General features: G+C 57.6%; 5 protein-coding genes and 1 pseudogene. 4 read left to right on the top strand and 2 right to left on the bottom strand.

What is annotated here, in order from left to right:
- Window positions 1–689: 689 nt before the first annotated feature.
- Window positions 690–1,352, top strand: a complete 663-nt coding sequence (locus IQ254_RS31870; protein ID WP_228041125.1) for a hypothetical protein — start codon at window positions 690–692, stop codon at window positions 1,350–1,352.
- A 265-nt stretch (window positions 1,353–1,617) separates the two neighbouring features.
- Window positions 1,618–4,779 carry a DISARM system SNF2-like helicase DrmD gene (gene drmD, locus IQ254_RS26685; protein ID WP_193969192.1) on the top strand — a complete coding sequence of 1,054 codons (3,162 nt, stop codon included), beginning with the start codon at window positions 1,618–1,620 and terminating at the stop codon, window positions 4,777–4,779.
- Window positions 4,780–4,992: 213 nt separating this feature from the next.
- Here drmD and IQ254_RS26680 read toward each other — a convergent pair whose 3' ends face one another.
- Window positions 4,993–5,595, bottom strand: coding sequence for a Uma2 family endonuclease (locus tag IQ254_RS26680; protein WP_193969191.1), 603 nt, complete (start codon window positions 5,593–5,595; stop codon window positions 4,993–4,995).
- Between the two features lie 80 nt (window positions 5,596–5,675).
- A complete protein-coding gene (locus IQ254_RS26675) occupies window positions 5,676–6,038 on the bottom strand; it encodes a hypothetical protein (RefSeq protein WP_193969190.1) in 363 nt (120 codons plus the stop codon).
- Between the two features lie 194 nt (window positions 6,039–6,232).
- Between IQ254_RS26675 and IQ254_RS33980 the strand changes: the two are divergent.
- Window positions 6,233–6,814, top strand: a pseudogene (locus tag IQ254_RS33980) (hypothetical protein); the annotation flags it as partial.
- Between the two features lie 413 nt (window positions 6,815–7,227).
- A partial coding sequence (locus tag IQ254_RS26665) for a DUF559 domain-containing protein (RefSeq protein ID WP_193969189.1) occupies window positions 7,228–9,828 on the top strand: 2,601 nt, incomplete at its 3' end.

The raw sequence follows: 9,828 nt of genomic DNA, 5'->3' as shown, positions 1-9,828 counted from the left end.
GAGCCCTGTTTTGCCTCTAAAAGAGCTGAAGCCCGGTATTATGACCGCATCTGGTTCTCTAGGATCCAATCCCTGTGCTGTCAATTACCACCCTGGGAGGCTGCCTAAAGATGTGTCAGGCAGTCAGGCCGCGATGACCTGGCTAACTGACTGAGCTGTTGGTTTGGGTGTAATAAACTAGGCCATTACACCCAAACCAGAGTCGGATAAACCCCATTATCCCTGAACATAGGTAGAGGAACTGCTTACGAATCGGGCGGTCATATTTTTGAAAGCCTTGCAAATAGACAGTTTTAACACCTAGACAAATTTATAAATCAGTTTTTATCTCAATCTTTATCTCAATATCGCGTCAAAACCCTAGCTTTTAGGCGTGTTTGGGCATTGTTGGACATCTTTGGAGAGGTGGACGGTTCGTCCACAAGTCGAGCTATCGATCGCATGTATGCTGCCCTATTTTGGTGATCTGAGGATTGGGCGATACCCCCAATGCCGTCTTCGATCATCACAACCGCCAGCAGCGATCACTACAGTGTCTCGCGGTAGCTTCAGCAGTGAATCAGCCCTGCCTGTAGGCGTTTTGGTGAGGCCTCTGAAATGCCAGCATTGTTTCCGCTGTGCCAGGCTACAATTTCCTCAGGGATGCTTCAGTCGAGACGGTTATCAGTACAGCGAGTAGGACGTCCATCATGCCTAGAAGGCCTTCTGCGTTATCCTCTGGCGGCTCTTCCAAAAATAAACCCAGAGTGCGCTTTATCTTTGAGCCCGATCGCACCTCCCCCAACGGCATCACCTACTTCTGGCTGATCCACGACACCTACAACGGCAAAGAGAAAGCGGCCACCGCCACCCGTGCCTTCTGGCTGCCCTTCGCTTACCGACACTCCGGCAACTACTCTGAGGCCGAGTTGCGTGATCTTACGCAGCAGCAAATTTTGGGCTTATCTGAGGATGAGAAGAACGCGGCCCTACCCCAATTGCTCCAGTACGCCCAGAAGACCGTGGATAGTCTTCAGCAGCAGCGGTATCTGGAGTATGCTTGCTCGGTGACGGGAAAAATCCAGAGCTACCCCGATCTCTACCGGGACTATGTGAGCAGCGATCTGGCTGTCATTCAGCTTGACCAAAAGGTGACGGCGGCGGCGTTGGGGGCCGGAGAATCGGGGGAGGCCGTGGCGGACCTGCTGCACCAAGGGCCGTATGCCCGTTTTCAGCAAGATTTGCAGGGGGTGGCCCCGCCCACGATTGAGCAGTATGCCCGAGGAACGGTAGCTCAGGTGCAGGCGATTCAGGCGATTCAGGTGGGGCAATCGCAGCGGATGCCACTTCGCAGCAGGAATTTGGAGCGCTAGAGCTGGGACGCCAGTGGCGTTTTATTTGTCGATTTTAACTGTGCGTCTTGAATCCGGATCTGCGCCATCAGCCAGTTCTCTTGTCAGCAAAGGTCATCGAGCTAAGCATAAGTGGGAACACTGATGTCGGGTCACCATTGGCTTTTGACCCTTTTGGGGTTCGGGTATGGTTTGGCGCAGCCTGTAAAGGGCTGCGCTGAAACGGGTCTATGTTCCGGAAGCTTGACCAACGGCTCAGGAAATAGGAAGAAGCATAGGGCAACGTATGACCACAGCGGAATCAATTCGGGGCATTCCAGAGCAGGGGCAGCTGGTGGAGGTACGGGGTCAGCGTTTTGCGGTGACGGATATTCGCGTCTCCCTATCGCCGATGAGCCCAGTTTTGGGAAACCAAGAGAGTATTCAGCACCTGGTTAGCCTGTCGTCGGTGGAAGACGATGCTCTGGGGGAAGAGCTACAGGTGGTCTGGGAACTAGAACCCGGAGCCTCGATTTTTGAGGCAAGGGAGCTACCCTACCCGGATGGATTTGACTCACCCGATCGCCTGGAAGCCTTTCTCGATGCTGTGCGCTGGGGAGCCGCCTCCAGTGCCGATATGCGCAATGTGCAGTCGCCCTTTCGCAGCGGCATTGATATTGAAGACTACCAACTTGACCCGGTGGTGCGGGCGATTCAGATGCCACGGGTGAACCTGCTGATTGCCGATGATGTTGGCCTCGGCAAAACCATCGAAACTGGGCTAGTGGCCCAGGAGCTGATTCTGCGGCAGCGGGTGCGGCGCATTGTGGTGGTTTGCCCCTCCTCGTTGCAGGTGCAGTGGCGAGACCAGATGCGAGACAAGTTTGGTCTCGATTTTCGCATTGTCAATAGCGATTTGCTGCGCCACCTGCGGCGCAGTCGGGGTCTGCATGTGAATCCGTGGACTCATTACCCCCGGCTAATTACTTCGATTGACTTTCTGAAGCGCGATCGCCCCCTGCGGTTGATGCGAGAGGTGCTCCCTGCCGAGGGAGAGGCGATCTACCCCCGCCGGTTTGACTTGCTGATTGTGGATGAGGCCCACAACATTGCGCCCTCAGGGGGCGGCAACTATGCGGTGGATTCTCAACGGACGGCGGCGATTCGGTTGCTGACCCCTCACTTTGAGCACAAGTTGTTTTTGACGGCAACCCCCCACAATGGCTACTCCGAGAGCTTTACGGCCCTGCTAGAGCTGCTCGATTCGCAGCGATTTGCCCGAGGGGTCGAGCCCGATCGCAACCAGCTTCAGGTGGTGATGATCCGGCGACTCAAGCAGGAGCTACCGCCCAAGTGGGACGGTACCCCTCGCTTTCCGGTGCGCCAGCTAGAGGCGCTGACGGTGGACTATACCGATGAGGAGCAGGCGGCCAATGCTGACTTGAAGCGCTATACCGAGCTGCGGTGCAGTGGGGCCAGGGATGACAAGGTAGAGCTAACCGCCACCGAATTTGTGCTGAAGCTGCTCAAAAAACGGCTCTTCTCGTCGCCTCAGGCGTTTCTGACCACCCTGCAACAGCATGAGAAGACGCTGCGGGAGGGAAAATCGCGGTCGCGCCGTCAGCTCTCCAAACCCTCGATCTCGATCCTGCGTCGCCAGCTCGACCAAATCGAAGAAGACTTTGCCGACGACGACAGCTATGAAGACTCTACCCACGATGTCGTGGACTCTAGCTCGCGGCTCTTCCGTCCCCTCAGTACGGAGGAGCAAACCCTGCTGACCAGCATGCAGCAGTGGGCGGAGAAAGCAGCTAGACGCCCCGATGCCAAGGCCCAAACCCTGCTGGACTGGATTGATGCCCATATTCGCCCCCAGGGGCAGTGGTCTGATCAGCGGGTGATCATCTTTACAGAGTACCGTGCTACCCAAAAATGGCTGTATGACCTGCTGGGCAATCGGGGGCTAGCTCAAGACGATCGCCTGATGATGCTCTATGGGGGAATGAATTCGGACGATCGCGAGCGGGTGAAGGCGGCTTTCCAGGCGGGGCCAGCGGTTTCCAACGTGCGAATTTTGCTGGCGACCGATGCGGCGTCGGAAGGTCTGGATTTACAAAACCACTGTTCTAACCTGATCCACTACGAGATTCCTTGGAATCCGAATCGGATGGAGCAGCGCAATGGCCGCATCGATCGCCACGGGCAAAAAGCCGCTGCAGTGATGATTTACCACTTTGTCGGCAAAAGCTATGCCCAGCAAAATGCGCTGGGTGCCCGGCCTGGCGACCTGGATGGCGACCTGGAATTTCTGCTGCGGGCAGCGTTGAAGGTTAACACCATTCGCGAAGACCTAGGCAAGGTGGGGCCGGTGATTGCCGCCCAGATAGAAGAGGCCATGCTGGGCCGACGCACTACCCTCGATACCACCCTGGCGGAGCAGGAGAGTGAGCCCATTCGCCGACTGCTCAAGTTTGAGCGCAAGGTGAGAGACCAAATTGATAAGCTCAGGGAGCAACTGCAAGAGACCCGCACAAACCTGCGGCTGATGCCCGAGAATATCGCGTCGGTGGTGCGAGTTGGGCTAGAGGTAGCCCAGCAACCGCCCCTACAGCTGGTGAAAGATCGGCCTGGGGTTTACACCCTGCCGCCGATGCGAGGAAGCTGGGCGGCCTGTGGTCAGGGATTGGCCCATCCCCACACGGGGGAGGTTCGACCTCTGGTATTTGATCCGGACCTGTCGCGGGGTAAGGATGATGTGGTGCTGGTTCACCTCAACCATCGGCTGGTGCAGATGTGTTTGCGGCTGCTGCGAGCCGAGGTGTGGGCCAGCGGGGTCAATAAGTCGCTCTATCGGGTGACGGCGCGAGTGGTCGAAAGCTCGGCGCTGGATGTTCCGGCGGTGGTGGCCTATGGGCGGCTGGTAGTGCTGGGGGGCGATCAGCAACGGCTACACGAGGAGGTGATTACCGCTGGAGGTGTGTTGCGGGAGGGGCGGTTTAGCCGATTTAAGAGTCTGCTGGCGATGCGGCAGGCATTGGATGCTACCCTGCCTGACCCGGTGCCCGAAACCATCCAACAGCAGCTAGTTACCATTTGGGATAACTATGCCGATGCGCTGCTGCAAAGTCTGGAGGTACGCCAGGCGGAGCGCACGGCTTCGTTAGAAAAGGCGCTTCAGGAGCGCTGCGAGAAGGAGGTGGCGGATATCACCGCCATTATGACTGAGCTGCGGCAGAGCATTCTGCATGAGCTGACGGAGGCAGAACAGCCCCAGCAGCTCAGCATTTTTAGCGATACGGAGCGTGATCAGTTCGACCGCAACCGCAGTAGCCTGCAAGCGAGGCTAGACCAAATTCCTGAGGAAATTGAACAGGAGACGGCGCTGATTCGCGCCCGGTTTGCCAATCCTACGGCGCGGCTATTTCCGCTAGCGATCACCTTTTTGGTGCCCAAGAAGCTTGTTAGTTGACATAAAGATGTTGAGACTGAAATGCTGGGTCACGGGAGATAGATATTCATCCTTGTAGGATAGGCATCCAGCCTGTCTGCCCTGAAGCAGTTGGTCTTGGGCGTTGCTGAATACCGGTATGAATCCAGATTGCAACGTCTCTCGTAGGGGCAAACGGCCGTTTGCCCCTACCAACAGTCATGCTTCAGTTCAGCAACGCCCAGTTGGTCTTGCTCAAAGCGCTTCATCGTCAGGAAAAACCACATCCTCATAAATTTGAGAGAGAGGGATTTCGAGATTCACGCTCGCCAAGTTGAGGGAAATGTCAGGAATTGCCAGCGCGGACAGGTCAGCCAGCGGGTTAACCAGCTCCCAGTTATCTCGCTCATTGCGCCGATAGCACTCTACCAAGACTCGGTCGGGGTCGATGAGCACATATTCTTTGAGGGTCTCAATGCGGCGGTAGTGGCGAAATTTACGACCGCGATCGCGGGCTTCTGTAGACTCCGACAATACCTCGATTACCAGCGAAGGATAGCGGATATAGGAGCGAGCGCTGGCGTCTCGTGGGTCGCAGGTGACGCTGACATCAGGATAGTAAAACGGCCCCGATTCAGAAACAGCGACTTTGGCATCGCTACTGAGAACCTTGCAGCCTTTACCCCGCAGGTGGGGGCGCAGGATGGCCACTAGGTTGACCGCAATCTGGTTATGGGGAATGGTGCCACCGGTCATGGCCACAATATGGCCATCCATATACTCATACCGAAAGGGCTGCTGAGCTTCCCAATCCAGGTATTCCGCAGGGGTGAAGGTGGGCTGAGGCTGGGCAACCATAATTTTCCCGCGCTAGAGCTGATCCATTTCTAGGGTATCGCTAGATTTTATCGGCTAGGTGATCTAGACAGCCGGGACGGCTATCCTACGGGGCGGGTTTGACCTATGGCCTGGCGCTGGGAGTAGATTTCTTCTATCAGCAGGTCGCGCAGTTCGTTGGCGATGTCGTTGGGAGGGTAACCCGCCAGGGCTCGACCAATGAGGCGTTCTGCTTCCCGCAGTTCGTGACACTCCAGAGCGAGGACGGCGGCGCTGCGATGCAGCACAGAGCGAGTCGGCTCCAGGTCGAATTGGTCGGCCACCAAATCTGCCGCTGACCGTTCTTTGTCAAACGCTGCCCTGGATATGGCCAACACCGCTTCGGCATCCCCCCGCTGACGGGCCAGGATCGCCTGATCCACCAACTCCATGGCTTCTCGATGAAGAGACTCTAAGTTTTTCATTCGATGATGGTCAAACAGTTGTAGTAGGGCATGATCAGGGCAGCGCTACCACAGGCCTTATGTTCTGTCGCCGTGCTTTGATCTGCAAGGATATCTCAAGTGATGAGAAAGCCGAACACACCTGCCCTAGCCACCCAGGTCAACATTCCAAAAGCTCCCCACTGATGGAGCATCCGTAAATCATTCTGGTTGTCATGGCTAAAATTGGTTCTATCGCTAGTCTGGAGGCTTTCGGGCGCATTCGCCTGTCGAAGAACTTTTTTATGCGAGATTTTCTCTACAGCGAAATCTCTAACTTCTACAACATCCCCAATGTGCCCCACAATCCGGAACTGGCGGTTCAGGCTGGTCAGCGACTCTGCGAGGAGTTGTTGGAGCCATTGCAGGAAGTGTTTGGCCGCATCAGCATTCGCTCGGCCTATCGATCTCCTGAAGTCAACCAGTTCGGCAATGAGAAGCAGCTGGGCTGCGCCAACAACCAGGCCAACGCTGCCAGGCACATATGGGATATGCCCGACGACCAGGGTTATATGGGGGCAACGGCCTGCATTGTCGTCAATAGCTATCTAGACCAGTACGAGCAAACGGGCGATTTTCGCCCCCTGGCCTGGTGGATTCACGACCACCTCCCCTATTCAGAGATGGTCTTTTTCCCAAAGTTATGTGCCTTCAACCTCAACTGGCACGAACGCCCCCAGCGCATCATCAAGAGCTGGATTGAGCTAAACGGCGGGTATTTGACCAAACCGGGCATGGAGAACCACAGCGGTAACCACCGAGATGAGTACCGAGACCTGCCGCAACTGCCGGTTCCTTTAACGGTGGATGATTATCGACGGGCGTTAGAGGTCATTGCCCCCTCTCTCAGCGAGGGCCAGCGAGCCATGCTGACAGCCCACTACAACGCCCCCCACCGCACCCTTACGGCCACCCAACTGGCGGCGGCAGCAGCCTATAGCGGATACCAGGCAGCTAACTTGCAGTACGCCAATGTGGCTAAGGCAGTTGCCGACCATCTCAACTATGCACCCCCCAAGCGGGGGACATCTGAGCTGCCGTTTTGGACTTTTACCCTGGCCGATGGTTACTGGCAGAAGTCTAAACAGGGAGCATCTACTTGGTACTGGGTACTGCGACCCCAGGTTATCGCCGCCCTCCAAGCACTGCACTGGACCTAGATTGCTGAACTATGTCGATCGCACGCCACCACGTCGAATGGTTATCGCTGGTTGAGGCCTCGGGGCCGTTTCTCAGCCTACAAGTGCTGCTGGAGGCATTCCCCAGCGGGCTAGAGGCCCACGACGCCGAGCGCTTTCGCGCCCTGCGGGCCGCCTACGAAGAATGGCTCGACTACCGCCGCGACCCGGCGATCCACCGGGCCTGGGTGAGCTGGGTGCTGACGGATCTGCTGGAGTTTCCTGACGAGGTGCTGCTCAGTGGGCAGGGCATTCCCCCGGCGCTAAAGGTGACCTTTGCAGAGCATCAGCTCACCCTGCGCCCCGACTGGGTGGTGGTAGAGCCCGAGGGGGGTAAGCCGCGTCTGCTGGTGCAGGTAGTGCCGCCCGAGCAGGGGCTAGAGAAAACCTATCGCGGCTCGCGGTGGAAGGCATCTCCGGCAACGGGCATGATGGAGCTGCTGCACGCCACCGACGTGCGCCTGGGGCTGCTGACCAATGGCGAGCAGTGGATGCTAGTGAATGCCCCCAGGGGCGAGGCAACGGGGTTTATTTCCTGGTATGGCAACCTGTGGCTAGAAGAAAAACTTACCCTGCGGGCGTTTCAGAGTTTGCTGGGGGTGCGGCGATTCTTTGCGGTAGATGCCGGGGAAACCCTGGAGGATTTGCTAGCCCGCAGTAAAGATGCCCAGCAGGAGGTCACCGACCAGTTGGGCTTTCAGGTGCGGAAGGCGGTGGAGGTGCTGGTGCAGGCCATCGATCGCATTGACCAAGACCGCGATCGCAGCCTACTGACCGGCCTACCCGAGACGGCCCTCTACCAGGCGGCGCTGACGGTGATGATGCGGCTGGTGTTTTTGTTCTCGGCAGAGGAGCGGGATCTGCTACTGCTGGGAGATCCGCTCTATGACCAGTTCTATGCAGTTTCCACCCTGCGTGCCCAACTGCGCGAATTAGCTGACCAGGCGGGGGAAGAACTGCTGGAACGCCGTTACGATGCCTGGGTACGGCTGCTGGCGACATTTCGGGCTGTCCACGGCGGCATTCACCACGATGCGCTGAAGCTGCCCGCCTACGGTGGGCAACTGTTTGACCCCGATCGCTTTCCGTTTTTAGAAGGGCGACCGACGGGCACCCACTGGCAAGAGACCCTAGCGGCCCCCATCCCCATCAACAACCGCACGGTGCTGCACCTGCTGGAGGCGCTGCAACTGCTGCAAATTAAGGTGGGCGGCACGGTGGAGCCGCGCAAGGTGTCGTTTCGGGCGCTGGATATTGAGCAGATTGGCCATGTCTATGAGGGTCTGCTCGACCACACGGCGGTGCGGGCCAAGGGCACCATTTTGGGGCTGCTGGGCACCAAGAATAAGGAGCCGGAGGTGGCTCTGGAGGAACTGGAGCGGCTGCACAGCAAAGGGGAGCAAGACCTGCTGACCTTTTTGAATAAGGCTACCGGCAAGTCAGAGGCGGCGCTGAAGAAGCTGATTCCTGACCCTCATCCCCTAACCCCTTCTCCCCAGGGAGAAGGGGAACAAGAAGCAGCTATTTCTCCCCTCTCCCTAGGGAGAGGGGCCGGGGGTGAGGGCTCCAGGGGTGAGGGCCTCGACCCGCACGATCGCAACCAGCTCCTCGTCGCCTGCCACAATGACCTAGCGCTGTTGCAGCGGGTGCTGCCCTGGGTGAAGCTGATTCGCCCGGATACTTTTGACCAGCCGACGGTGATACCGGCGGGTAGTGTGTTTGTCACCCAGGGCAGCGATCGCCGCGAGACGGGCACCCACTACACTCCCAAAACCCTGACAGAAGAAATCGTCAAATACACCCTGGAACCGCTGGTCTACGCAGGGGTGGCGGAGGGTAAGCCGAAGGAGGAATGGCGGCTGAAGTCGGCCCCGGAGCTGCTGGCTCTGAAGGTGTGCGATATGGCCATGGGCAGCGGGGCCTTTTTGGTGCAGGTGTGCCGCTACCTGTCGGAGCGGCTGGTGGAAGCGTGGGAGATGGAGATTGACCCTCACCTCCGGAGCCCTCATCCCCTAGCCCCTTCTCCCCAGGGAGAAGGGGAACAAGAGGTAGTTCTTCCTTCGCCAGGGGGAGGGGGGCTGGAGGATGGTCGGGATTTGGCTATGGAGAAGCTGGCTGGGCAATTGCGGCAAATTCCTGAGGTGCTTCTGGAACGGGCCAAGGAACTACGACAACAACAAACAACAGCAGAAACATTTTTGTGGGAGTGCCTGCGCGATCGCCGTTTACACAATGCCAAGTTTCGGCGGCAACATAATATTGGGCAATTCATTGCTGATTTTTACTGCCACCAGGCTCGGCTGGTCGTTGAACTAGATGGCGAAGTTCATCGCTCTACGATTGAACGGGATGCAATGCGGGATGACTGGATGACCCAACAGGGTCTACAAGTCCTGCGTTTTACCAACGAGCAAGTTTTTGAGGACTTGGAGGAGGTTTTGGGGGCGATTGCGCAAGCCTTGAGCCCTCATCCCCTAACCCCTTCTCCCCAGGGAGAAAGGGAACCGGAAGTGGCTGTTTCTCCCTTCTCCCTAGGGAGAGGGATCGGGGGAGAGGAGGGTCATACTCCCCCCTCTCCCTGGGGAGAGGGGGGC

The organism is Nodosilinea sp. LEGE 07088 (genome assembly GCF_015207395.1).
Classification (GTDB): domain Bacteria; phylum Cyanobacteriota; class Cyanobacteriia; order Phormidesmidales; family Phormidesmidaceae; genus Nodosilinea.
Note: the sequence above shows the minus strand (reverse complement) of the source record. Positions and strands in the feature narration are given on the sequence as shown.

Bases quoted from the DNA above. Each gene is read 5' to 3' on its own strand.
- IQ254_RS26680 (WP_193969191.1), bottom strand. From the start codon at position 5,595: ATGGTTGCCCAGCCTCAGCCCACCTTCACCCCTGCGGAATACCTGGAT.
- IQ254_RS26675 (WP_193969190.1), bottom strand. From the start codon at position 6,038: ATGAAAAACTTAGAGTCTCTTCATCGAGAAGCCATGGAGTTGGTGGAT.
- drmD (WP_193969192.1), top strand. From the start codon at position 1,618: ATGACCACAGCGGAATCAATTCGGGGCATTCCAGAGCAGGGGCAGCTG.
- IQ254_RS31870 (WP_228041125.1), top strand. From the start codon at position 690: ATGCCTAGAAGGCCTTCTGCGTTATCCTCTGGCGGCTCTTCCAAAAAT.